The sequence below is a fragment of the Clostridium cellulovorans 743B genome, from assembly GCF_000145275.1.
GTDB lineage: Bacteria > Bacillota > Clostridia > Clostridiales > Clostridiaceae > Clostridium_K > Clostridium_K cellulovorans.
This window is the reverse complement of sequence record NC_014393.1, coordinates 4,112,808-4,138,027: the sequence shown is the minus strand read 5'-3', so window position 1 is coordinate 4,138,027 and position 25,220 is coordinate 4,112,808. Positions and strand designations below refer to the sequence as shown.

At 31.0% G+C, this 25,220-nt stretch carries 19 protein-coding genes and 1 riboswitch; of the genes, 16 read left to right on the top strand and 3 right to left on the bottom strand.

The genetic code is table 11. The features are described from left to right. Positions 1 to 500 precede the first annotated feature (500 nt). Positions 501 to 1,442: an IS982-like element ISClce1 family transposase gene (locus CLOCEL_RS16875; RefSeq protein ID WP_010076700.1), complete on the bottom strand. Its 942-nt coding sequence runs from the start codon at positions 1,440 to 1,442 to the stop codon at positions 501 to 503. A gap of 160 nt (positions 1,443 to 1,602) precedes the next feature. Here CLOCEL_RS16875 and CLOCEL_RS16870 point away from each other — a divergent pair, with 160 nt between their 5' ends. From CLOCEL_RS16870 to CLOCEL_RS16825, 10 genes are all read left to right on the top strand, one after another. Then, positions 1,603 to 4,941, top strand: a complete 3,339-nt coding sequence (locus CLOCEL_RS16870) for a tetratricopeptide repeat protein (RefSeq protein ID WP_010073456.1) — start codon at positions 1,603 to 1,605, stop codon at positions 4,939 to 4,941. A 12-nt stretch (positions 4,942 to 4,953) separates the two neighbouring features. After that, positions 4,954 to 6,651, top strand: coding sequence for a molecular chaperone HscC (locus CLOCEL_RS16865; RefSeq protein ID WP_010073455.1), 1,698 nt, complete (start codon positions 4,954 to 4,956; stop codon positions 6,649 to 6,651). Between the two features lie 360 nt (positions 6,652 to 7,011). Continuing rightward, the gene (locus tag CLOCEL_RS16860) at positions 7,012 to 9,399 is read left to right on the top strand and encodes a polyprenyl synthetase family protein (protein ID WP_010073454.1); all 2,388 of its coding nucleotides are present in this window, start codon (positions 7,012 to 7,014) and stop codon (positions 9,397 to 9,399) included. 173 nt (positions 9,400 to 9,572) lie between these two features. Then, on the top strand, positions 9,573 to 10,694 hold the full coding sequence (locus tag CLOCEL_RS16855) for an acyltransferase (protein WP_010073453.1): 1,122 nt from the start codon (positions 9,573 to 9,575) through the stop codon (positions 10,692 to 10,694). A gap of 35 nt (positions 10,695 to 10,729) precedes the next feature. Beyond that, complete coding sequence (locus CLOCEL_RS16850) at positions 10,730 to 11,113, top strand: hypothetical protein (RefSeq protein ID WP_010073452.1); 384 nt, start codon at positions 10,730 to 10,732, stop codon at positions 11,111 to 11,113. 13 nt (positions 11,114 to 11,126) lie between these two features. Next, entirely contained in the window at positions 11,127 to 11,762 is a 636-nt protein-coding gene (locus CLOCEL_RS16845) for a hypothetical protein (RefSeq protein WP_010073451.1), read from the top strand. A gap of 32 nt (positions 11,763 to 11,794) precedes the next feature. Then, positions 11,795 to 12,181, top strand: a complete 387-nt coding sequence (locus CLOCEL_RS16840; protein ID WP_010073450.1) for a hypothetical protein — start codon at positions 11,795 to 11,797, stop codon at positions 12,179 to 12,181. A gap of 39 nt (positions 12,182 to 12,220) precedes the next feature. Continuing rightward, positions 12,221 to 14,692 (top strand): glutathionylspermidine synthase family protein, encoded by a 2,472-nt coding sequence (locus CLOCEL_RS16835; RefSeq protein ID WP_010073449.1) that lies wholly within the window; start codon positions 12,221 to 12,223, stop codon positions 14,690 to 14,692. A gap of 20 nt (positions 14,693 to 14,712) precedes the next feature. Next, the gene (locus CLOCEL_RS16830; protein WP_010073448.1) at positions 14,713 to 15,198 is read left to right on the top strand and encodes a hypothetical protein; all 486 of its coding nucleotides are present in this window, start codon (positions 14,713 to 14,715) and stop codon (positions 15,196 to 15,198) included. Positions 15,199 to 15,432: 234 nt separating this feature from the next. Beyond that, entirely contained in the window at positions 15,433 to 16,533 is a 1,101-nt protein-coding gene (locus tag CLOCEL_RS16825) for a PQQ-dependent sugar dehydrogenase (RefSeq protein WP_010073447.1), read from the top strand. Positions 16,534 to 16,642: 109 nt separating this feature from the next. Here the strand turns inward: CLOCEL_RS16825 and CLOCEL_RS16820 are convergent, their stop codons facing one another. Continuing rightward, a complete protein-coding gene (locus CLOCEL_RS16820; protein WP_010073446.1) occupies positions 16,643 to 19,126 on the bottom strand; it encodes a sodium-translocating pyrophosphatase in 2,484 nt (827 codons plus the stop codon). Positions 19,127 to 19,427: 301 nt separating this feature from the next. Next, on the bottom strand, positions 19,428 to 20,189 hold the full coding sequence (locus CLOCEL_RS16815; protein ID WP_010073445.1) for an alpha/beta fold hydrolase: 762 nt from the start codon (positions 20,187 to 20,189) through the stop codon (positions 19,428 to 19,430). Positions 20,190 to 20,526: 337 nt separating this feature from the next. On the opposite strand from CLOCEL_RS16815, the gene CLOCEL_RS16810 reads away from it, so the two are divergent. The 6 genes from CLOCEL_RS16810 (at position 20,527) to CLOCEL_RS16790 (ending at position 24,867) form a co-directional block, all read left to right on the top strand. Then, entirely contained in the window at positions 20,527 to 21,126 is a 600-nt protein-coding gene (locus CLOCEL_RS16810) for a TlpA family protein disulfide reductase (protein WP_010073444.1), read from the top strand. A gap of 24 nt (positions 21,127 to 21,150) precedes the next feature. Beyond that, complete coding sequence (locus tag CLOCEL_RS23325) at positions 21,151 to 21,303, top strand: CD1871A family CXXC motif-containing protein (protein WP_010073443.1); 153 nt, start codon at positions 21,151 to 21,153, stop codon at positions 21,301 to 21,303. 37 nt (positions 21,304 to 21,340) lie between these two features. After that, entirely contained in the window at positions 21,341 to 21,976 is a 636-nt protein-coding gene (locus CLOCEL_RS16805; protein WP_010073442.1) for a TlpA family protein disulfide reductase, read from the top strand. Between the two features lie 73 nt (positions 21,977 to 22,049). Beyond that, complete coding sequence (locus CLOCEL_RS16800) at positions 22,050 to 22,928, top strand: 4Fe-4S binding protein (RefSeq protein WP_010073441.1); 879 nt, start codon at positions 22,050 to 22,052, stop codon at positions 22,926 to 22,928. A 406-nt stretch (positions 22,929 to 23,334) separates the two neighbouring features. Beyond that, complete coding sequence (locus CLOCEL_RS16795; protein WP_242655175.1) at positions 23,335 to 24,102, top strand: nitroreductase family protein; 768 nt, start codon at positions 23,335 to 23,337, stop codon at positions 24,100 to 24,102. A 141-nt stretch (positions 24,103 to 24,243) separates the two neighbouring features. Next, on the top strand, positions 24,244 to 24,867 hold the full coding sequence (locus CLOCEL_RS16790; RefSeq protein ID WP_010073439.1) for a hypothetical protein: 624 nt from the start codon (positions 24,244 to 24,246) through the stop codon (positions 24,865 to 24,867). Between the two features lie 195 nt (positions 24,868 to 25,062). Beyond that, positions 25,063 to 25,173, top strand: a riboswitch (TPP riboswitch). Positions 25,174 to 25,220: the final 47 nt, after the last annotated feature.

Below are 25,220 nucleotides of genomic sequence, written 5' to 3'. Positions count from 1 at the left end.
AAACTTAAATTAAAAATGAAAAAATAGTTAATAAATTTACTTGAATCATATGTAAATAGAGGTCAATATATTGAATTGATGGTTTTGGGGGTAAATCATAGTGGATATTTTTACTTAGATTGAATAATTTTAAAGTGAAATAGCGGTAGGAAATCATTAATTGTAGTTCCTACCGCAATTCCTAAAGGAGAAGAATTTATGATACTATAAGTAGAAGGATTTATGTTACTATTGGCGAATAATCATATTTATTGTTTATTCTATAAGTTTTTTTGCTGATTTAAATTAGCAATGCTGAAATTTAATAACTTTAAGATAACAATAATAATTTTGTTGAATAAATTTTAGTACAGTCGCAGAAAAAATATATACTTTTAAGATATGGACAATATAAAGTTAACCTGTTGTGCTAACAGATAAGTTTTCATTAATAGGATATTTATTCCATATATTTGAGCAGACTTCTCCTAATGAAGATGTCGCCAAATCCTTAGGAATTATTATCCAAATATTAATGTCTTAATCTTTGCTGTATCTATACCTATATTTAAGATTTTATTTATAAAATAACAAAGATTATGAGCTAATATTTTATTTACTATTCTTGTAGCAAAGCCCCAAGTTGACTTTGCAAGAACCCTCTGTATATTCAATTGCTCGGAGAGCTGAGAAAAAGTGGTTTCTATTCTACGACGAGCCTTGAATATGAGTTGCCTAAGTGGTTTTAAAAGTTTAATTTTACTGTTATTACGACTTATGGTTAGAAGATTAATATCCATTATCTCTTTTAATTGCGAAGCAATCTTTTGACCTATATAGCCTTTATCGCCTATTAGTGTATTAACAACTGAATTATCTATAAGTTCCCAGACTGCGTCTCTATCATCAATGTTTGCAGCAGTAATAGAGAAGTCTGTGATATAGCCATCTAAAGCAACTAATGCATGTAATTTGAAGCCGTAATATGTCTCTTTTTTCGAAGCGCATCGCCCGTAGGCAGCCTTCGGCTTAAATGACTTATGAAAGTGAGCTCTACCAAATTTACACACAGGAATAGGCATACTATCTACAATTCTTATTCGATCATATTGATAGTTAAGAAATTTCATAAATTCCTTACGTATTGCATCTGTGACTCGAAATAAGGATTTTCTTACTCTATGAAATCTTGTTCTACTACAAAAATTAGGGAACAGATCTCGTAAGTTTTTAGAACAAAACCCAAACCAAGCTTTTTCAGAGTCAATGGTTAAGAGTTCGCCTACTAAAGATAAAGTAATGATTTCGCTATCAGACATTACTGACTTATCAATATTGCGACGGTTCATAATAAATGCTGGAGTTACCTTTTGGTAAAAATCATCAATTATAACATAAGTGACAACAATAAAATCTTTTAAGTTGTTTATTGTTATGATAAAATCTTTATTAAACTCTGGCATATAAGTTAGCCTCCTATCATTAGATTAGTCGTGTTTTTTAATGATAGGTTAGCAAATATGCTGGAGTTTTTCTATTTGTAAGTATTGCCAACGTATTTAACTAGCACAACGAGTTAAAGTTAATATAAAAACATCAATAGGAATTATGTGGAGAGTATAAATGGATAAGAAAAAAGTGTTTGATACTTTAGGTGTAGATGAGACTAAAGATACTAATATAATTAAAAAAGCTTATCGAGGAAAGTTAGTGAAGGTTAACCCAGAGGATGATCCAGAAGGGTTTAAACTCCTTAGAGAAGCATATGAAGAAGCAATTAGGTTATCAAATATTGTTGAGGAAGAAGAAATTTCAGATACACCCATTTCGAAATGGATACAAAGAGTAGAGGATGTATATAAGAAAAGATCTTCAAGGATTAATCTTGAATGTTGGCGTGAATTATTTGATGACGAGGTTTGCAAAGATTTTGATACATGCAATGAAGTAATGGAAGCTTTACTTGCTTTTTTAATGGATCATTATCGTTTACCAGGAATAGTATGGAGGTTGATTGTAGATACTTTTCAACTTACAGATATTAAGGAAGAGTTATATGAAAAATTCCCAGTGGACTTTATAAACTACATCACGGAAGATTCTGAAACAAAAGATTGGATTAGCTATTCAGAATTTCAGGGTGCTGATGATGGGGATATAGATGAATTTATAAGATTATATTCGGATTTTAAAACACTTAATAGTGAGAACAGATATGATGATTCAGAGGAAGTACTAAAAAAGCTACAGGAAATTGATCTATGGCATCCATACCTTGAGGTAGAGAAACTTCGATATTTTTCAATACATAAAAGGTTTGAGGAAGCTAAAGAAATTGCAAAGAAGCTTCAAGGTACAGAATATGAGGCACTTTACATAAGATATTACATTGCTGAAATGTATTTAGAGTGCGGCGAACTTGAAAATGTATATGAAGAGTGTACAGCTATTCTTGAAGCTGACCCAGAATATTTTGGAGCAAAGGTTCTTCTTGCGGATTATTATTTGGAAAAGGGAGAATATAAGGAAGCAAAAGAAAGGTATATAGATTTACTTGAAATAGATAGTTATAGCCAGCATCTTCGTGAAGGAATGCAAAAAGCTAATGTAGCCTTGATTGAAGAAATGAAACAACAGCTAGAAAGAGAACCTAAGAACAACGAACTTAGGGTAGAGTTAGGCTGGTGCTTTTACCAAAATAAGCTTTTTAATCAGTGCGTTGAGTTAATAAGCACTATGGAAGTTGATGATGAAGTTTATTACGATTATAACAACTTGATGAGCCGTGTATATTTAGAACAAGGTGATTATGACAAAGGCTTTCCATGTGTTGAAAAATGGTTAGAGGCTATATTAAATACTGAAGATGATGGTACAGAAAAGATAGCACGTAGGTTAAAAAGGACAGGTTTAGCTTATTATTTTATGGCAAAATGTCATTATCATTTTGCCGTGAAAAAAGAGGAAAAAATAGAAGATTTAAACAAGTCCATTGAATATATTGATTTAGCAGTTAAGGAAGAGCAGAATATTTCTAATGTTCTTTTATATCTATCAGCAAAAGCTCAAGCATTACTAAAAATGGGTGATGATAAGCGTTGTGTTGATGTTTGTGATGAAATTCTAAGAACAGATAAGGGGTATTTTCCAGCATATCTTTATAGACAAGAAGCTTATTATAATTTGAATATGTATAGAGAAGTTATTGATGATTACCATAATGCTATAGAAATCTATCCTGGAGATGCAAGTCCATATATATTTGCAGTAAAGGTTTATCAATATTATGATAGATGGGAAGATGTTTTAGTAGTAATTAATCGAGCAAAAGAAGAAGAGGTTCAAAGTAATAAACTTTTACTTTTAGAACTAGAAAATAGAAGAATTACAGCTGATAGCAATCAAGAAAGAAAAGAAGTTGTAGAAGAATTAGAAAAACTTTATATAGAGGCTCAAAAAGAATTAGGAGATTTAGAGGAAATAGAGAGCATTCTTCATGAACAGGCAAAGTGCTATTATGATATGAATGAAAATGAAAGTGCATTGGAAATTATAGAGAAGAAATTAGAACTTAAACCTAGTTATAATAGCTTGATGCTGAAAGGTGATATTCTTTATGCTTTAAAAAGGTACCAGACTTGCATTCTTATGTATAAAGAAATGCTTAGCAAAGAACCAGAGAGAACTAATCTCTATTATAGTATGGGAATTTGCTATACTGCAATAGGTCAGGAAAAAGAAAATGAAGCTATTGAGTGCTACCTAAAAGTAGTTGAAGATTATCCAAACCATCTATATGTCCATGGTGAATTAGCAGAGATTTATAAAAGAAGACATGAGCAAAGTTATGATCAAGAAAATTATAAATTAGCAGTAGAGTATGAAAAACGACAGGTTGAAATAAACCCGAATTGTTATTATTATACTGAATTAGGCCTTATATATTTAGATGCATATAATATGGAAGACGCGGTTAAAGCTTTTGAAAAAGCAAGTGAATATAATGAGGATGATGCATATCCATATAACAACGCAGGATATGCATGTAAGGTTTTAGGTGACCTTGATAGAGCGTATGAATTTTATAAGCTGTCCATTGAACGTGTAAAAGATGGTGAGTTTCTTCCACATAGAAATATGGCAGTTTATTATAGGATAATAGGTCAATATGAAAAAGCTATTGAAATTTATGAAATGATAGCTGAAAAAGGTGATAATCCTATATGGGCAAATAAAAGAATTCTTGATGTATATAAACAGATAGGTGATTGGACTAAGGCTCTAGATCAAGTTGAAAAGATTTTTGAACTTGAGGAAGACTGGGTAATGGATTTTCTTTTAGAGGGTGGAGATATATTTGCCTACGAAGGAAATGCAAGAGAGTCTTATAAACTTTATAAGCAAGCAATAAAGAGTTTTTCTAAAAACGCTATGCCATATATAAAGATGGGAGACTATATGCTTTGGCTTGAAAGAAACAAGAAAAAGGCTTTAAAGTACTATAAAAAGGCATACAAGATTGCTACAAAATATGATTCAGAAAAACAAGAAGATGCATTAAGTAATATCTTAACTTGCCTAAAAGAGTTAGGAAAAGAGAAAAAAGGTGTAGCCTATGTAGATAAAATTAATAGTCTTTATTATAGCAAGTATGGAAGTATTGAAGGTGCATTAAGCAATCCAGAATATCGTAAATTAAGGCTTTATAGCATCGCTCTTATGAATTATAATATCGGGGAATATGGTAGAACTCAGCATTATATTAATACTATGAAAAATACTTTAAATTGTACTCATTGTACCTACTGTACTTGTTATGAACTATTGGAATTGGAAGCACTTATGCTTGAGTTAGAAAATGATTATGCAGGAGCTTTGGAAAAATATAAAAAGGCTTTGAGTATTTCACCAGATAATTTGCATTATTATACTAAAATAAAAGAATTAAGTATAAAGAAGTAATAGAGGTAGCATATGATTATAGGTATTGATTTAGGAACAACAAACAGTTTAGCGGCTTATTTTACAGAAGATGGACCCAAAATAATTCCTAATCGTTTAGGAAAACATTTGACTCCATCAGTAGTCAGTATAGATGAAAATGAACAAATCTATGTAGGGGAAACTGCCAAAGAGCGAATGCTCATGTATCCCAATGCTAGTGCTAGTGTTTTTAAAAGAGATATGGGTACAGAAAAAAAGTATACCTTAAGAAATAAGGAGTTTAAAGCGGAGGAATTATCCTCTTTTATACTTCGTTCTTTAAAGGAAGATGCTGAAGCTTATTTAGGTGAAGAAGTAACAGAAGCGGTAATCAGCGTTCCTGCTTATTTTAATGATGCTAGAAGAAAAGCTACTAAAAGGGCAGGAGAACTGGCAGGATTAAAGGTGGAACGTATCATAAGTGAGCCAACTGCTGCAGCTATAGCTTATGGTTTATATCAGAAAAATAAGGATACTCGTTTCTTAGTATTTGATTTAGGCGGAGGTACCTTCGATGTATCTATTCTAGAACTTTTCCAAAATATTTTAGAGGTACATGCGGTAGCTGGAGATAATTTTCTTGGAGGAGAGGACTTTACAGAAGTACTTGTGGATATGTTTTTAAGTGAGAAAGGTATTAAATTGGAGGAATTAGAGCATAAGACTGTGGTTCACATAAAGAAACAGGCAGAGTTATGCAAGAGAAGTTTTATATCAGAAAAATCTCCTGTTATGTCTTGTAAGATCAATGACGAGATTTTAGAAATGACTATAGACATGGATAAGTACGAAAAGCAATGTGAAAAACTGCTAGAACGTATAAGAATGCCAATTAAAAGAAGTTTAACCGATGCTAATGTAAAGCTATCTGATATTGATCAAGTAGTAATGGTTGGAGGTGCTACAAGGCTTCCAATAGTTCATAGATTTGTTAGCAGGTTATTCAAAATATTGCCAAATACTTCGGTAAATCCAGATGAAGTTGTTGCTTTAGGTGCCGCTATCCAAGCGGCTATGAAAGAAAGAAATGAAGCTATTAAAGAAGTTATCTTGACGGATGTATGTCCTTTTACCCTTGGAACAGAAGTATCAAAGGAGATAGAAGAAAACCAGTATGAGTCTGGATATTTTTATCCTATTATTGAAAGAAATACGGTTATTCCAGCTAGCAGAACAGAAAGGCTTTATACAGTCAGAGATAATCAGAGCAAACTTAGAATAAATGTGCTTCAGGGTGAAAGTCGTTTTGCTTCTAACAATCTATCTATTGGAGAACTCTTAATAGATATCCCAAAAGCGAAAGCAGGAGAAGAAGCGATAGATATAACTTACACCTATGATATAAATTCTATCCTAGAGGTTCAAGTAAAGGTTGTTTCTACAGGAGAGATAAAAAAGACCATAATAAAAGGTCAAAATGTTGAAATGACAGATGAGGAAATAGAACAAAGAATGGCAGAACTTTCTTATCTAAAAATTCATCCAAGAGAACAGGAAGCTAATAAGTTATTGTTATTGAAGGCAGAAAGATTATACGAAGAAAGTATAGGTGACACTAGAAAAAGACTTGAGTTAGAGTTGATGAAGTTTGATGCTGCTTTAAATACTAGAAATAAAGGTAAGATTGAAGATGGTTATAAAAGACTTCAGTTGGTATTGGAGAGATTAACCGAAGATAGAGACTTTTAATAAGCTGCTGTGAGAAGTTTCAAAGTCACAGAGCCTATATATAAGTTTCAAGAACGTTTCTACAGTAAACATATATACTGTTGGTAAAGTCAATGTAGATTTTTAAGAGAAGTATTTATGGATATAAAATTATAGGAGTATCAAAGTGATGTTCCTATAATTTTTTTTGTAATAAAAAAACATATGCGTCAATAAAGATTTTACATAGAAGTTATTGAAATTTGAATAGTTCTACAGGTTTTTGATGTGCTTTCAATAATGGAAATTTATAGTTTCAAGTATCTTAGGTATGATATAATTGTTAATATTACAACCTAGAAAACATTTACAGAGTAAATTGAGCAGGAGTAATTAAAAATTATGAATAATGAATTAGTTAAGAAGGCAGATGAATTTTATCAGATAGCAGAACAGAAGGCCGCTTATTACTTTAAGTCATTACATCAACAGGTAGTGAAAAAGAGCTATATTTCTACTTTAACAAGGGATATACAAATGTGGAAGAGTAATCATGTACAGCGATGGTCATTATTATCAATATTCTCTAGAAGAAAGAAAAACTCTGTTTCAAAAGACTATCATAATTATATTAAATGGTTAGATTATACAGGGGAATTAGACAGTTATTTGGAACGAAGTATCGCCTATATTTTTATGCGTGATCTAGGAAAGACTTTGGATGATTCAGACACAGAAGCGAGAATTCAGCGTACAGTTAATAAGCTAAGAGATCATCTAACGAAGGAGAGTAAAAAAGAAAAGTCAGGAGATAAAACTGATAGCATCAGCACAGCTAACTTATATCGAAAAGCCCAAGAGGAAGGCATCGAAGCAACTATGATTTGGCTAGTAGAGAAGTTAAAGACTGTAGCTTCTAATATTCCAGCGGAGATGAATGCTGAGGAAGCTCAAAGAAAACTTATTAAAATCATTGCAGGGGTAACTATGCACCAAGTTGAAGAAATGGGTGAGGAATTATCAAAGGAAGCGCGTAAAAGAAAAATTGAGGAGGCTATTAGGTTAGGGTATTCTTATGGGCTTACATATCCATTCATTGATGATCTTTTAGATGCAAAGATTTTATCTATTGATGAGGAAGAAAAGTATTCTGATTTAATACGTACCACTCTTGTTACAGGAACAGTGCCAGAATTAGGTGCGTGGCATGGAAATAATCAGAAGTTAATAGGATATGTCCATAGTGAACTTAAGGAAGCTTTTGAGTATATTAAAAATCATCAGAAGCCAGAGAAGTTGAAAGCATTTTTAGATCAAGCATATGTATTTTTTAATTCTCAAGAGGTAGATCGTATTAAGGATATAAATAATGAAGATTATAGTAATGAGGAGATTTTTATTCCTATTATTTTAAAGTCAGCTTCTTCTAGATTAATTACTCGCTCAGTAATCGGTGCCCCTGAAGATATAGGCTTTGATAACCGAACATTTTTTTATGGCATTTATAATCAATTAGCAGATGATTTTGCAGATATGTTTGATGATATGAAAGAGGGAGCTGTAACACCGTATACTTATTATATGAAATATTATGATAAGCGATCAGATCTTATAAATCCATTTGAACTTTACTGGACAGTCATTTCAAATTTAATACATAACGTATATAATTCAGACACTAAGACTTGTGAAGTTATTTTGGATCGTGCAGTAAACGGACTCAAACGCTTTAAAGAACGAATGGGGAACGACATCTATAATGAAGTTATGGAAATTTTTTCTCCTAAAAGTCCAGAGTTTAATAAGTTAATTCAAGATATGGTTGAAAAAGCAGAGAATGTGGACTTTTTTGATAAATTGCTTCGAGACCATATGGTTACGAATATAAAAAATGAGCAAAAAGAGAAGGAGGAATTTTCAGATATCATTGAAACCGTGCGTAAGCAAGTAAATGAGTCTTTAGATATTCCAAAAGATGAGAAGGTTTCTTTGATGGAAGACTTTATAAGTAATGCTGCTAATTATAGCTTGCGAGGTGATGGAAAGAGATTAAGACCTATAATGGCTTGGGTTATGGGTGTTAAGGAATATGGATTAAAGGAATCAGAAATGTTGCCGCTTCTTAGGTCACTAGAATACATGCATACTGCTTCACTTATATTTGACGATTTACCAGCACAGGATAATGCAGATATTCGTAGAGGACGTCCGACAGTGCATAAGGTATATAATGTTGCTATAGCAGAATTAACTGGACTTTTTTTAACACAAAAGGCTATTGAGGAACAAACATTTCTCCAACAGTTTGATTTAAGAAATGTTTTAAAGCTGATTCGATATTCTACAGAAACCACTGCAGATTTATGTAAAGGTCAAACGATGGATTTAGAAGCTAAGGGAAAGCAATTGACCTTAGAGCAGTTGAATATGATGTGCTTTTATAAGACTGGTAAGGGCTTTGAAGCAGCACTTATGATGCCTGCAATTTTAGCAGCAAGAGATCAAGTAGAGATGGAAGCTCTCAAAAAGTTCTCTTATCATGCTGGCATAGCTTTTCAGATAAAGGATGACTTGTTAGATGTAGAAGGTGAAGTAAGATTAACAGGAAAAAACATCGGTAAGGATGCCGAAAATAATAGTTCAACTTTTGTATCAATATTAGGATTAGAAGAGGCTAAAAAAGAAATGTGGCAGCATTATTGTTTTGCAATGGAAATATTACAAGAGATGAAACTTAGCACAACCTTTCTTAAGCATTTATTAAACTATATCATACATCGTGATCATTAAGAAATAAAAGGTGTATATACTAATTCAGGATAAACGGTTTAATTTTATATGGTTAAAAAGATCTGTATTTAGAGTTAGAAAATTTTCGTGCTGTAAAGGTGTGTTTTTAGTACTATAGATTCATTAAAACGAGTTCTTATTTATATTGTAAAAGTAGTTAGGGGGATCTAATTTTGGATAGTAGTTCTTCGTTACCAAAAGATAGAAAGCTGGGTATTGATTTATTAAGAATGATATCGATGTTTATGGTGGTGATTTTGCATATATTGGGCCAAGGTGGCATTTTAGAAAATACAGACATGTTATCGACCAATTATGAAATCGTATGGTTCTTGGAAATAGCATCATTATGTGCCGTTAATTGTTATGCATTAATAAGTGGATATGTTTCCGTTGATATAGAGTTTAAATACTATAGAATAATTTCCTTATGGTTGCAGGTTGTTTTTTATACAGTGATTATAACTATGATCTTTGCTATATTCGTGCCAAACTCAGTTAGTATAAAAGCAGCAATAAATACCGTTTTGCCGGTTGTTGGAAAACAATATTGGTATTTCACTGCATATTTTGCGATGTTCTTTTTTATACCATTCTTAAATCATTTGATTAATACATTAAGTCAGCGTAATTCATTAAAATTAATAATTACTATAGTTATAATTTTCTCTGTGATTACAGCTATTTCTCGAACAGATATTTTTAATACCATGTATGGCTATAGTCCATTATGGTTAATGATTTTATATTTGGTAGGTGGATACATTAAAAAATATTCTTTTGGCGATAAGATTAAAAAGAAATGGTACTTGGTTATATACTTTTGTGCTATTTTTGTTACTTGGATAGGGAAGTTTATATTGGAATATGTAACAACAAAGTTGGTAGGGGAAGCTAAAGGCTCTGAATTTTTAGTTAAGTATACGGCACCACTGATTTTCGTGGCTGGAGTAAGCTTATTATTATATTTTTCTAAATGTGATTTTAAGAAGAATATTATGAAAAAAATAATAAAAGTATTTGCACCAGTATCTTTTAGTGTTTATTTAATACATTTACATCCACTAGTTAAGGTACATATTATTGGGAAGAGTTTTCAGACATTTTATAAATTTAATTCTATAAAGTTATTCTTTGCAGTAGTAACCACTGCTGTTATAATTTATGTATTTTGTTCATTAATAGATTTAATTAGGTATAATATTTTTAAAAGAATTAATATTGGGAAATTTAGTCAATCTATAGAGAAGAAGATAGGGAAAATTTTAGAGAGGCTTACAAAAAGAATTGCTTAATATAATATCACTAGACATTTAAGGGAGGTTATTTTATGTTTGTATACATTTATGAAGACAGTTATCAATATAACTCAGAAAGACCAGCAATAGAAAAGGAAGTATCAAGAGTTGAGGTCTTTGATGACAGAATAGAAGGCTACGATTATGAAGGCTATAAGCATGTTTGGAATAATTTTTTTGCACTAACTTATCAAAATGAATATCTGTATGATCTGAGAAAGACAGAAGTTTATTTATACGAAACAGCAAAAGCATATAACAAAGGAAGACCAGAAGTTGTTGTTGAAGTGGTAGATATACAGATTAATAATAAGTTTATTACATTAAGAAATGATTATACTCATATTATAAATGCAAACAGAATACTGGCAGCTGTTTATAATGAACAGCAGCATTTGAGAAAAGGTAACATATAAGAAAGGGTAACATATGAATTTATATGATAAATTTATTAAATGGTACGATAACAGTGGTGTATTTGAGTGCTACTTTAAAAGTACACCTTTTACAACTTTAAAAGATTATCTATTGGATATTACATTAATAGAGAATGTAGGTTTGGATGATAATAATATTCAAACCCTTGAGAAATTAAATAAACTGAAGGTTTTTAATAAAGAAAATTCTATATATATGATAGATTTGCCTGGTGAAGATAGTGTAGATTATGCTTATTTATTAAATAATAATTATTATATAAAGCCTATACTATCTTATAATAATATTTTTAATAAATATGGGATAGTTGGAAGCAGAGAATTAGCAAGCAAATTGCTGCATTATGCTGATACTCTTATTCAACATGGGAAATATAAAAGTTATTCCTTTATTATGGATTTTAACAGGTATATTGATGACATTGATTTAGATAATCCCACATTATATAATAATCAATATGAGGTAACTGAAGAAGAATTTCCATATGCAGAAATTCTACAGGATCTGAATATTAAAAAAGTTATCTTTATAACAAAAGAGATAATTAAGCAAGATGTAAATAATTATCTTAATTATCTTCAAGAAAATAATGTTGAAATAGAAGTAATAAAATTGAGTAAAATATAAAAAAAACTTTAGTTTATTAAGGGGTAAGGGTTATGGAACAGAAGAAATCTGATGAAAATTTAACCACGGAGGAAACTCCAAATAAGGAAAAAAGTAATTGGAGAAAAAAAGCAATTTCTTTAAATACAGCTATAATCATGACTATATCAGGTGGGTCAGTTTTAACAGGATGCTCTTTTAAATCCTATGAAGAAAAAGTAGAAGAGCAAGAAGAGGAAGATCAAGCTACTTATCACGGAAATGGATCATCAGCTTTTATATTCTATAGTGGTATTGGACGAAGTTCAAGCAGTAGTTATTCAAAATTTTCTTCTAGCGGTTGGAAGTCTTGGACATCATCATCATCATCTTCAAAGGGTGCAATTGTTAAATCTGGCTCATCGTATAGCGGTTCCCATGCTACAAGTTCATCTTCGTAATCAAATAAAATTTTGTAAACAATAAAGGAGTTCTTCGGAATGTGTAAACAACATATATACCATAAGTTTTTATTTGATTACAACATGGTCAATTCAACAAGAGGTAAGGAAGTATTCACACCAACTCCATTTTTCATCGGTGAAAATTATATTGATAAAATAAAATTTTATTCTGAAGAGATAAATAAAATTGTAGTAAAGGTAATCGAAAATATTGATACAACCTTTGAAGATTACAAGGAATATATACCAAACTTCCCATTGAAAGACAGAATTCTTACATTAAGAAATCCTTTAGCACCTCTATTGTGGGCAAGGTTCGATACATTTATAAGAGAAGATGAAGATGATATTTTCTTTGCGGAATTAAATTATGATAAGCCATGTGCTCAAAGAGAAATTCTCATCATGGAAGACCTTTATGAGGATCATAACAATATAAATAACGAATTTAGAAGCAATTTAACTTCATACATTTATAAAATATGTGAAGCTCATTTTCCTAATAATACTCATATAAACATTGGCTTCTTAACGGATGCCACTAAATACGAAGAAACTCATTTGGCTATGGTTATCAAACACCTAGTAGATAATGAAAAGTTTAATTTAATGAGTGTTGGCGTAAATAATTTATTTGTAGAAGATGAAAAGCTATATGCATTTGATAAAAGTAATGAAATTAATGTTCTAATGAGATTATTTCCAACAGAGTTCTTACATGAAATAAAAAATATAGAGAGCATACTGGATTTATTTGAACAAGAAAAAATTCTTTTATTGAACGATCCAAGAGCAATTATAGGACAATGCAAAAATCTGTATACTTACTTATGGAAGCTAATAGAACAGAGGGATAATAGACTTTCTGGCTTTGAAAAAAATTTAATAGCAAAAGTATTTCCTAAGACAGTAGAATTTAATGAAAACAATATAAGCTTAGCCAGAGATAACAAAAATAATTATGTTATTAAACCTGTATATGGTAGATATAGTAATGATGTTTTTATTGGAAAACTTCACTCTCAGGAACAATGGGAAGATAGCATAAAATATGTTAAGGAAGCTATAAAGAATAGCTCATACATATTGCAGGAGTTTTATCCTATTAAATTACACAAAGCACCTTACTATAATGGAAACTTTACTAAGCAATGTGATGCCTTTGCTAATCTAGGACCCTTTATAATTGGAGATAAGCTTATAGGAACTTGTGTTAGGTGGAACGAATCCTATTTAACTAGTGAAGAAACAACTTGGATAAGTCCTATTGTAGCTCAAGAGAAAATGCTTTCGGTGAAAAATAGTGCAAATATTGATTATAAGGAACTATATGCAAAAGCAGTTATTGACTATGGATTTTCTGGAGCATATGTTCAAAAGTTTAGATATTTGAATACAGCTTATGTGGTTATGGATAATAGTAAATTTCATGAGCTAAAGGATATTACGAATAAGATGTCTAAACTTTTTTCAAAGACCCAAAGGCTATTGGTAGATAACATAAATATTTATAGTGATATACTAGCGATTACTAATCAAGTTTCATTGTTAAATGATTTAACAGATTCTTTTACTTTATTAGGAAGGTTGGATTTTATTTTAGATATTAATAATCAGTGGAAGGTATTAGAAATAAATTCAGAGACACCAGCAGGTATATGCGAAAGTATTAATATAGACAAGTTAATATATGATTATATTAATGACAAATCATTATTGAGAGCCAATGACTATTTAGAAGATAAAATAATAGAGTCAGCAGAAAAAATTCTTAAGGATTATAAAAAAGATGGTAGTGAAATAAATACAATTGCTTGTGTTGGGACAAATTATTATGAAGATATATATACATTCAATACTATGAAAAAAATTTTATCAAAGGCTTTTAAGGTAAAAGTAATAAGTGGCTCTATATATGATATTAAGGTAGTAGATGAAACTGCGTATTTGTATGGTGAAAAAGTTGATTGTATTTTTAGATATTATCCTTTGGATTGGTTGGGTATTGAAAAAGAAGGGTTAAAGTGTATAGAAAAACTTATAATTGAGAAAAAGTTATTTTCGCTTAATCCCACTAATACTATAATATCTCAATCAAAAGCTTTCTTTGCAATCATATGGAAGCTTATGGAGTATAAATATTATAGTATTGAGGAAGAGGAATTAATTAAGAAACATATACCTTATACTACTTTTGATTTTGAAGAAATGATAAAATACACTAATGATTTTGTTGTAAAGCCTTTGCTAAATAGAGAAGGGGAAGGGGTTGTCATTTCATCTCAATTGAAAAATGTTCCAGAGGAAGATTGTATTTTTCAAGAATTATGCCATATACAAACTCTTTCAGTGAATGTATATGATTATAAATATGAATATTGGAAAGAAAATTTATATCCAGTGTTTGGGGTATATATAACAGATTGTGAATACGCAGGAATTTTTACTAGAATAGGCTCCTTAATTACTAATAATATTTGCATGTACTATCCTGTGTATGTAAAGTAATGAAATAGAAGGAGAAGAAAATGGGAAGAAGAAAACAAGGGCTACAGTTAAGTAGAAAAAAAAGAAATACACCATTAATTTTAGGAATAGTAGTAATAGTATTATTGATAATCACTGCAAGTATAATATTTTTAATAAGGAGTAGTAATCAGAAAAAAGAAAGAACTGCAACCTATACTCAGACTTTAAGTATGGAAGCAAATCTAGTAGAGGTTGAAGGGTATTATGTAGGAGAAGGGAAACTTGACGGTGTTAAGCATTATATATTCCAAGTAGAAAAAGATGGGGAAAAATCATCTGATATAGATGTTTCAGATATGTATGCAGAACTTATATATGTAGAAGAAAATTCGGATAATAAAGATAAGCTAGGAAAGGTTATTGCTTATGAAAGAACTTATAGTGATAATAAAAAACATTTTTACTATGAAATATATGTTACTAAAGATAAGGTAACGGATATAGGAGAGTTATCTCTAGAGGGTGGAGAAGATACTGAAGAATAAACAAAAGAAAAAGCTTTATCACATACAATTACGTAAAAGTAATTATAGAAAACCGAGTGAAGAGAAAGAAAACTCTTTTTTATGATTAAGGGAGTTTATGCAGTAGTACTTAAAAGTGATTATTTAAGATTAAGTTTAAAATATGAATATAAATGAGATTAGGAATATGGTAACCATAACCTCCAAGAGGAATAATATAAAAATAGAGCAATAATAAGTTTGGAGACTGGTGCCATGAGGAAAATAAATCATAAAATTCTTCCAAGTTTTTTATTTCGTAGTGAAGAGGGAGTTGCTATAAAAGAAAGATCTATAGAATCAAGGCAATTTCCCTATGAAGTTAAAGTTATTGCAGAAAATTTATATGTACCTTGGGCTATAGCTATAAGTGATGAAGGAAATATATATTTTACAGAGCGATCAGGGGCAGTTAGACTTATTAAGGATGGCGTACTTCAGTCGCAACCCATGTTGACCCTTTCTGCACCTTTTATAGGTTTAGGAGAGGGCGGACTATTAGGAATAGCGCTAGATCCGAATTTTTCCAGGAATCATTATATGTACATTATGCATTCCTATGCAGAAGCTAATCATATTTACAATCGAATTGTTAGATTAGTAGAGAAAAATGATAAAGCATATGTTGATCATATTATCATAGATAAAATTCCCGGTGGGCGAATACACAATGGAGGACGTATAAAGGTTGGTCCTGATAATAAATTATATATAACAACTGGTGATGCTGGTAATCCTGCACTGGCCCAGGAACTTGCAAGTTTAGGCGGGAAAATACTCAGAATAGAGTTAGATGGAAGAATTCCCAGAGATAATCCAGTTCCTAATTCGCCAGTATATAGTCTTGGAAATCGAAATCCTCAAGGTTTAGCGTGGAATTCAAAAGAAGTATTGTATGAATCAGAACATGGGCAAACAGCTCATGATGAAATAAACATAATTAAGCCAGGAGCCAATTATGGTTGGCCATTGGTTCAAGGTAATGAAGAGGCTACTAAAGTTGACACTGAAAAACCATTAATACAAAGTGGCGATGAGACTTGGGCACCTTCAGGTATTACCTTTGTAGAGCAAGGACCATGGAAAGGTAAATTATTGGTTGCTAATTTAAAAGGTCAACAATTACTTTCGGTGTCCCTTAATAAAAATGGAACAGTGGTAAAAAGTGTAGAAGCTTGGTTGAAGGATGAATATGGACGATTACGTGAAGTTATCGAAGATAAGGACGGAGCAATATATATAACTACAAGTAATATGGATGGAAGAGGAAACCCTGATAAAACTGATGATAGAATTATTAAACTTGTACCAAAATAGAAGAACAGATTTCTCAGTAAATTGTACCTTAGATAAAGACGTCCTTATATTTTATGCTTCATTTTTTAGCATAAAATATAAGGACGTCTTTTGAAATTATTCTATATGATTAGCTTAATTTACTAGCTCCAATCTTCATTTTATAGAAGCTTCTCCAAATGAAAATTAGGGCTATTATAAGAAATATTACTCCCACATAAACAGCGATGTCTCTAAAGGCTTCAGTAATTGCAATCTCCATAGCAAGCATTCCAAAGAGGGTAGTAAATTTAATTATTGGATTAAGAGCAACGGATGCAGTATCTTTAAAAGGATCACCTACTGTGTCTCCAACGATAGTTGCATCGTGAAGTGGGGAACCTTTTTCCTTAAGTTCAACCTCAACTACCTTTTTTGCATTATCCCAACAACCACCTGCATTAGCCATAAACACTGCTTGAAATAAACCAATTACTGAAATGGCAATTAAGTAAGAGATAAAGAAAGAAACTGCATGGGTATTTCCATTTGCCGGCGCTGATAAAAATGCTATTGCTAATGCAAAGGAAAATAAAGCAATGAATATATTAAACATACCGTTTTGAGCATATTGGGTACATATTTTTACAACTGCTTTAGATTTTTCAGTGGAAGCCTTTGTATCTGCATTTTCATCTAATTGAATATTTTCTTTGATGTACTCTACGGCTCTATAAGCTCCAGTTGCAACTGCCTGGGTGGATGCTCCAGAAAACCAAAAGATAATGGCACCACCGCAAAGGAAACCTAAGAGAGTGTATGGATTTAGAAGGTTTAAAGTATCTTCTGGCTTTATGCCGAGTACTTCCTGAATAACTAGTATAAGAGAAAAAATCATTGTCGTTGCACCAACTACAGCAGTACCAATGAGCACTGGTTTAGCTGTAGCTTTAAAGGTATTTCCTGCACTATCATTTTCCTCTAAGTAATATTTTGCTTTTTCAAAATCAGGTTCAAATCCGAAATCACGTTTAATTACTTTAGTTATATTTGGAATAGTCTCTATTAAGGACAATTCATAAATTGATTGAGCATTATCTGTAACTGGACCATAGCTGTCAACAGCTATAGTAATAGGTCCCATGCCTAGAAGACCAAAGGCCACTAAGCCAAAAGCAAAAACTGATGGATAAATCATTATATCGTCTAAACCAAATGTACTAGCTATGTAAGCGATGAACATTAGTAGTACAAAAACCATCCCTTCCCAAAAAGCACTGAAGTTACCTGTGATTAATCCTGATAAAATATTTAGTGAAGCGCCTCCTTCTTTAGAAGCAGATACACATTCCTGTACATATGTGGAATGGTTGCTGGTAAAGACTTTAGTGAATTCAGGAATTAATGCACCACCTAGTGTTCCACAGCTGATAATTATGGAAAGCACAAGCCATATGTTGCTAGAGTATGTTCCAACTGTAGAGTTAGGACCAATCATCCAGTAGCTAGCAAAGAAGGTTACAAAAATTGATAGGATAGAAGTAATCCACACCAAATTAGTAAGTGGCTTTTCAAAGTCAAGATTTTCAGCTTTTCCATAGTATATGTTACTTACCGCTTTGTTCAAGAAGAAAGAAAATATAGAAGTAAGCACCATTAAGATACGCATTACAAAAATCCAGGTTAAGAAGTTACTTTGTAAAAGCAATTTATCAGATTCATTAAAGTTTAATCCTACTGCTAAAACTATGAAGGAAACAATTGCAACTCCTGTAACTCCATAGGTCTCGAAGCCGTCTGCTGTAGGTCCTACACTGTCACCAGCATTATCGCCAGTACAATCTGCGATAACTCCAGGATTTCTTGGATCATCTTCTTTTATCTTAAAAATAATTTTCATAAGGTCAGAACCGATATCAGCAATTTTCGTGAAGATTCCGCCAGCAATACGTAGTGCACTAGCACCTAAGGATTCACCAATGGCAAAACCTATGAAACTAGAACCAGCTAATTCTCTTGGTACAAACAATAGGATGATAAGCATCATAAATAACTCTACGCATATTAAAAGTACACCTATACTCATACCTGTATTAAGTGGAATATCTAAAAGTTTTAGAGGTTTATGTTCCAAAGAAGTAAAAGCCATTCTGCTGTTTGCTAAAGTATTCATTCGAATACCATACCAAGCAACACAATAAGACCCAAGAATTCCTAAGATTGTCCAACCTAAAATAATTAAAATCCCAGTGAAAGGAGTTTTCTCAAGGTATCCAAAATAAAATATCATGATGCTACCAATGAAAATAAAAAGTAACACAATAAATTTTCCTTGTTGCACTAGGTATGTCTTGCAAGTTTCAAAAATTATCTTTGATACATCCAACATAGAACTATGAGCTCTAATATTCTTAACTTTTATATACTGGTAATAGCTAAAAATCATCCCTAAGACACAGACTACAAGCCCTATAACAAGAAGAGTATTTTGATGCGAAGTTAGGTTTGGAATTTTTAAATCTGCTTCACCTGCGTAAACTGTGGAAGGCAATAGTAGAATCAATGCCATAAATATTATCAATGTGGAAAGGCAAATAAAACCTGTTCTTTTGATAGTAATAAGTTTTTTAATCATTTATATCCCTTCTTTTTTATAAATTATAGTTGTTTTTAGAAGTTAAAGTTGCTTTTATATTTATTAGTATATGTTTTTATTGAAAATTATATGTTGTTATTAAAAAGACAAGAGAGATCTAAAATTCTAACTACAAACTAATTATAAAATTACATATGGGATAACAGCAGATGATAAAAATAATGATGTTTTTTTTATATAAAATTTGTGTTGAGGTTTAGTCACTTACATAGTATGTCTAAGTGACTTCTTGAATTTACTCTACCTTCGCCTAAATACGCTGTATTCAATTTTAAGTATGTTATATATCCTTGAAGAACCCAATAAGTATTTCATTTACTTTCATAGGTTGTTCTAGAACTGTATGAGGATAATGACCACAGCCCTTTAGGACTTCAATTCGTATGTTTTTAACATTCTTCTTTAAGCGTAGTAGTTCATTTTCTTTGATTAAAGGATCATTCTCACCAATAATGAATAAAGTTGGAATGGTTATTTTCTTTAAATCCATATCAGAAAAATCAGGATATTTCTCAGTGTTTGAAGACATTTGATTAATAAAGTTTTTCCAATCTCCTCTGCAAGCGTCCGAATGATTTTTCTTTATCATTTCGATAAAATTGATTTTACCTTCCTTTTCAAGGTTTTCTGGAGTAAAGTTTTTATTTTCATTTAGAACTTCATCATTTATTGATCCAGTAGAACTTATTGATGTTAGAGATAAAAATCTATCGGTATATTTAATTGCACAGTACAAAGCGACGTCACCGCCTAAGCTATGTCCAACTAAATGAGCTTTAGGAATATTTAATGAGTCCATCAAAGTTATGATATCATCAGCTAAATGAGGAGTTTCCCATTGAGAAGATTTAGATATAGTGCGTCCATGACTGCGCAAATCTGGCAATATACTTCTAAATTCCATAGTAGCTTGGAAGAAAAATAGCTGAGAAGAAAAGGATATAATTCCACGGGATAAAGCTCCATGTAAAAAGATTATAGGTTCACCTATACCGATATCCTCGTAGTAAATTTTTATAGCATCATTTTCTATATAAGGCATTTTGACCTCCTATTAATATTTATTTGCAATTATTCGGCTAGTATAAAATGTAAAAACTTATATTTAAGTAAAATATAATATTAAGTGGGTAATTATACTACATTACAGTAGTAATCGCAAGTAGATTTTAACTTACTGATCCAGAAGTGCTATTTGATAAATGTGTTAATAAAGTTTAATAAGTAATTATATTACATATTTGAATTGTAATGAAAAATATTGTATAATGTGATGATACAATATTGAATACGTTTAACAATAGAATTGTTTTAGAAAGATAAAATAGGATAATATTTTCAAGGACTAGCTGTAGTTGAATCTTAAGGGAGTGAACAACATGAGTAGATTTAGTGAAAAAACGCCAGCAATTATAGTGTTAATAATTGCAATAGTTGTTTTGGTTTTAGTCGGTATAAAAGAAGTAGGGGTACCGAAGAAAGAATCAAATTCAAACGTATCCCAAAAAGATACTAAGGAAAAAGCTGAAGAGACGAAAGAGTTTTCTGAGATAGATTTAACTGGCTTTAGTACTAAAACTATTTCTGGGGAAACTGTAACATCAGATTATTTCAAAGAATACGACATAACAATGATTAATTTATGGGCCACATATTGTAATCCTTGTATTAAAGAGATGCCTGAAATAGCTAAACTATATAAAAACAAACCTGAGAAGAGCAATATTATTTCAATATGTATAGGAACAGAAAAAGACGCGGAAGATGTAAAACTAGCATCACAAATTATGAAGGATGCTAATGCTGAGTTTCTAACGCTAATTCCTGATGAAAAACTCTCAAAGACTTTGATAAGTCATGTTAGTGTGGTTCCAACTACTGTCTTTGTTGATAGATATGGGAAAATAGTAGGAGAACCTATATTGGGATCACAAAGTGCAGAGGAATATGAGAAAGCTATTATTGATAGGTTAAAATAATCAGTAAAATTGTGAGGAACATAAATGGATAAGAAGGGTTTTATTGGAGACAATACAAAATACGTTCTTTTGACAATAGCTTTAATTTTTATTGTTGTTGGTACTTTTAGAGGTGAATCTTCCGTTGTCGTAAAAAAAGCTATAAGTATTTGTCTTGAGTGTATAGGAGTAGGATAAATAGTTGAAAGAAGTAATTTGTTAGGAGTAGATTGATATGAGTAAAAACGACGTTACTAAAAATGATATAAGCAAAAAAAATAGCAAAGTGGTAGTAGTTTTTTTTGTAATACTCGGTATATTTTCTGCAGTTATAAATATTGGGAAATTAGAATATTTCTCTGATAAAAAACCAGACGTAGATAAAATTGCAGGGATAACTGATGGAGAAACTGGTAAGATGAAGAAATTTTCGGATATAGATTTAAATGGATTTAATGCAAGAACTATTACTGGAGAAACTTTAACATCAGATTATTTTAAAGAAAATGACATTACTATGATTAATATATGGGCAACATATTGTGGTGGCTGTGTTACTGAGATGCCAGGTATATCTAAGCTTTATAGTGAGAGACCTAAAAACAGCAATATTATTTCAATCTGTGAAGATTCAGAAAAAGAGAATCAATTAGCAACAGAGATTATGACAGATGCTGGTGCTGAGTTTTTAACCTTAATTCCAGATGAAAAACTTACAAATGTTTTGTTGAGTCATGTGAGTACGCTTCCAACTACTATATTTGTAGATAAAGCTGGTAAAATGGTTGGCGAACCAATATTTGGGGCAAGGACTCCAGGTGAATACAAAGAAATTATTACAGATATGATGGAACTAGCTAAAAATGTATAGTGAAATTATCAGAGCTAACAGAGTAGTGTATTAAAAGGATATAAATATTTCACTACATATATGGGAGTAGGATATGAAAAAAAGAACTATGATTCAAACCTTTGCTACAGCTTTTAGCAATGGATACTTTTTAGGATTTTTAAAAGGGGATATTTACACAGGTAAAACTAAAGCACTTTGTGTTCCAGGCCTTAATTGTTATTCTTGTCCTGGAGCAGTAGGTTCTTGTCCTATTGGTTCATTGCAGGCAGTACTTGGAGCAAGACAATACAGCTTTTCTTATTATGTTATTGGTATAGTTATGCTTTTGGGTACAATTTTAGGTAGATTAGTTTGTGGGTTCTTATGTCCTTTTGGTTTTTTTCAGGATTTGCTCTATAAAATTAAGTCTAGAAAAATTAAAGTTCCAGCTAAATTTGATAGAAACCTAAGATATTTTAAATATATATTTTTATTGATTCCAGTAATAATATTACCGATTTTTCTTACTAATAAATATGGACTTGCTCCGCCTTATTTTTGCCAATGGATTTGTCCAGCAGGGACTTTAGAGGGGGGAACCCCTTTAGTTGCCACAAATAGGGGGTTAAGAGAAATGGTTGGATTTTTATTTAATTGGAAGATGGGTTTATTGATTCTAACGATCCTTTCATCTATTTTTATGTATAGACCTTTTTGTAAATATGTTTGTCCTCTTGGGGCATTCTATTCTTTGTTCAATAAATACAGCTTTTATCAAATGAATGTAGACAAACTTAAATGTAATGGATGCAAAAGTTGTGAGCAAAAATGTAAAATGAATGTTAAAGTTACTAAAGAAATAAATACTGCTGAATGTATTCGTTGTGGTGAATGTAAAGCAGTTTGTCCAAAAGGTGCAATAACCTCGGGTTTTTACTTAAAATCTAATGATAAATCAGATAATTTAAATGAGAAGTTTTTAAACCTTTAACATAAACAATGGAAAGTTTTTACGGTGAATAAATTAGATAAATATATGTTTAGATAAGTTGGCTTAAATGATTTAGAATTATTTTGCCAACTTTCTATATTAAAAGAAATAATAATTATAGGGCTTCTTGATGATTTAAATTAAGGTAATAATCAGTGGTAGTTGAAAGAAAAACTTAAATGAGTATAGATTAAAATTATACCAACTGATTGTTGGTATAATTGGGTTAGAAATCGGAAAACCTAGTGCAAGACTAATTACAACTACCAGTAATTTGAATATTATTAATAATAAAATAATGTTCTAACAGATAATATATATTATATAAGATGATATAATGGTACAATCTTAAACATATCATTAGAATTCTGATGAAGCAAAAATAATATAAAATTGCTATCACTAAATGTATAAAGGAAAGAAAAATATGAATAATTTAGATTTTTACAGCACCATTTTAAAACGAAAATCTGTCCGTAAATATAGTAATGAACCAATTGACAGTTTTGACCTACAAAGGATTAAAGATTTTATAGAGAAAGTTACTCCATTGTATGATAATATCAAGACTGATATTGTCATACTACCGGAAAATGAGATAAAGACCATATTACCAATCAAAGTACCACACTATATTGTAGTTTATTCTGAAAGAAAAGATGGTTATTTACAGAATGTAGGATTTATGTTGCAGCAGGTGGAATTATTTTTATCGTCAAATGGAATTGGTGCTTGTTGGTTAGGTATGAGTATACCTCAAAAAGTATCTTCCGCGAGGAACGGCTTGGGCTTTGTTATAACTTTGGCCTTTGGAAATGCTAATGAGCCAGTCCACAGAGATGATATTTCAGAGTTTAAGCGTAAAGCCTTATCTGAAATTTCTTCTTTAAAGGATGCAGACAAATTGCTTGAAGCTGTAAGATTAGCACCTTCTGCTACGAACAGCCAGCCGTGGTATTTTTCTGGAAGTATTGATAATATTATTATCAGTCGTAAGCTACCGAACATCATAAAAGCAGTAGCATACAATAAGTTTAATAGAATTGACATGGGTATTGCCTTATGTCATTTGAAGATTGCGGCGTTGCATATGGGTAAAACCATAGAGTTTAATAGAAAAAATGATGAAGTGCCAAAAGGCCATGAATACATTACTACAGCTCACATTAAATAATGGTTATGTGTTAGGTTTCTCTTTGATATTAATTTCTATAAGAATTCCAAGAAATTTTAAATAACTTAGAAATCTAGGAGTAATTATAGAAACTATGGTACAATGTAAGGACTAAGAAAGCTAAAAGAGAGAGGACTACATATGGATAAAGAAGAAGTGTTAAGTAACAATAAGCTTGAAGGGTTAACTGCAGTTGAAATCTGGGAAAAATTATATAATGAAGATCTTAGTTGTAAGAAGAATATTTTAGAATATATTGATATAGTAAAAATCCTTAAGAAGGAAAATGTAAGTGAAGAGCAGATTATAAATACATATAATTATATTTATGAAAATATAGACAATCTAAAGGAATCTGTGAAGCCAAATACAATAATGTATTTGAAGAACAGTTTAAAGTCACAACTTGGAAAATATGTTAAAGAAAAAGATCCAAAGTTAGTGAATCATTTCATAGAGTTTTTTAAGGCTGCATATCCTGAAAATAATAGGAGAAAAGATTTTACATGGGTTCTGATGGATATAAATAGTATAACAGAGGAGCAAGTATGGACTACGCTCACTTATATTAATAGAGAATGTCTAAGCAACAATCTTAAGCTGAATTATAATCAAAAACAAGATATAGTAAAAATAATTGAAAAGGCAGTGAGCAAGAATAATGTTAAGTTTATAAATAATATTAAGAGTCTTAGTAAGTTAACAAGCATTCTAAGAATCAACATTGTGTCTGACGGTAAAAAGTTCAATGTAAAATGTTATTAATATCACTTACTTGAAGCTAATAAGACTGTATGTTATGATGAATTATAAAATTGAATATGTAACTAGAGATTTCTACGCCGGGATTAAATTTCTTATTTTTGAAATGTTTTAGAAGAATATTCCCTTAGCTACTTGAGTGATAAGTTTTAGCTAAATTTAAAACCTTTAGAGTAAGTAGAGGTTAGAGTTAAGAAATCTATAACACAGGGGTGTTGGATCGGCCAACTGAGATTAAGAACCTTAATTCTTTAACCCTAATACCTGAACTGGGTAATGCCAGCGTAGGAAGTTGTTTATTATTTTATTATATTGTTTGGTCAATGTGACAGTTTAAGCACAAATCCTATGGGTTT

What these genes read in the sequence shown, in the direction of transcription:
- CLOCEL_RS16875 (WP_010076700.1), bottom strand. Translation starts at nt 1,442, where the DNA reads ATGCCAGAGTTTAATAAAGATTTTATCATAACAATAAACAACTTAAAA.
- CLOCEL_RS16870 (WP_010073456.1), top strand. Translation starts at nt 1,603, where the DNA reads ATGGATAAGAAAAAAGTGTTTGATACTTTAGGTGTAGATGAGACTAAA.
- CLOCEL_RS16865 (WP_010073455.1), top strand. Translation starts at nt 4,954, where the DNA reads ATGATTATAGGTATTGATTTAGGAACAACAAACAGTTTAGCGGCTTAT.
- CLOCEL_RS16860 (WP_010073454.1), top strand. Translation starts at nt 7,012, where the DNA reads ATGAATAATGAATTAGTTAAGAAGGCAGATGAATTTTATCAGATAGCA.
- CLOCEL_RS16850 (WP_010073452.1), top strand. Translation starts at nt 10,730, where the DNA reads ATGTTTGTATACATTTATGAAGACAGTTATCAATATAACTCAGAAAGA.
- CLOCEL_RS16845 (WP_010073451.1), top strand. Translation starts at nt 11,127, where the DNA reads ATGAATTTATATGATAAATTTATTAAATGGTACGATAACAGTGGTGTA.
- CLOCEL_RS16840 (WP_010073450.1), top strand. Translation starts at nt 11,795, where the DNA reads ATGGAACAGAAGAAATCTGATGAAAATTTAACCACGGAGGAAACTCCA.
- CLOCEL_RS16835 (WP_010073449.1), top strand. Translation starts at nt 12,221, where the DNA reads ATGTGTAAACAACATATATACCATAAGTTTTTATTTGATTACAACATG.
- CLOCEL_RS16830 (WP_010073448.1), top strand. Translation starts at nt 14,713, where the DNA reads ATGGGAAGAAGAAAACAAGGGCTACAGTTAAGTAGAAAAAAAAGAAAT.
- CLOCEL_RS16825 (WP_010073447.1), top strand. Translation starts at nt 15,433, where the DNA reads ATGAGGAAAATAAATCATAAAATTCTTCCAAGTTTTTTATTTCGTAGT.
- CLOCEL_RS16820 (WP_010073446.1), bottom strand. Translation starts at nt 19,126, where the DNA reads ATGATTAAAAAACTTATTACTATCAAAAGAACAGGTTTTATTTGCCTT.
- CLOCEL_RS16815 (WP_010073445.1), bottom strand. Translation starts at nt 20,189, where the DNA reads ATGCCTTATATAGAAAATGATGCTATAAAAATTTACTACGAGGATATC.
- CLOCEL_RS16810 (WP_010073444.1), top strand. Translation starts at nt 20,527, where the DNA reads ATGAGTAGATTTAGTGAAAAAACGCCAGCAATTATAGTGTTAATAATT.
- CLOCEL_RS23325 (WP_010073443.1), top strand. Translation starts at nt 21,151, where the DNA reads ATGGATAAGAAGGGTTTTATTGGAGACAATACAAAATACGTTCTTTTG.
- CLOCEL_RS16805 (WP_010073442.1), top strand. Translation starts at nt 21,341, where the DNA reads ATGAGTAAAAACGACGTTACTAAAAATGATATAAGCAAAAAAAATAGC.
- CLOCEL_RS16800 (WP_010073441.1), top strand. Translation starts at nt 22,050, where the DNA reads ATGAAAAAAAGAACTATGATTCAAACCTTTGCTACAGCTTTTAGCAAT.
- CLOCEL_RS16795 (WP_242655175.1), top strand. Translation starts at nt 23,335, where the DNA reads ATGTATAAAGGAAAGAAAAATATGAATAATTTAGATTTTTACAGCACC.
- CLOCEL_RS16790 (WP_010073439.1), top strand. Translation starts at nt 24,244, where the DNA reads ATGGATAAAGAAGAAGTGTTAAGTAACAATAAGCTTGAAGGGTTAACT.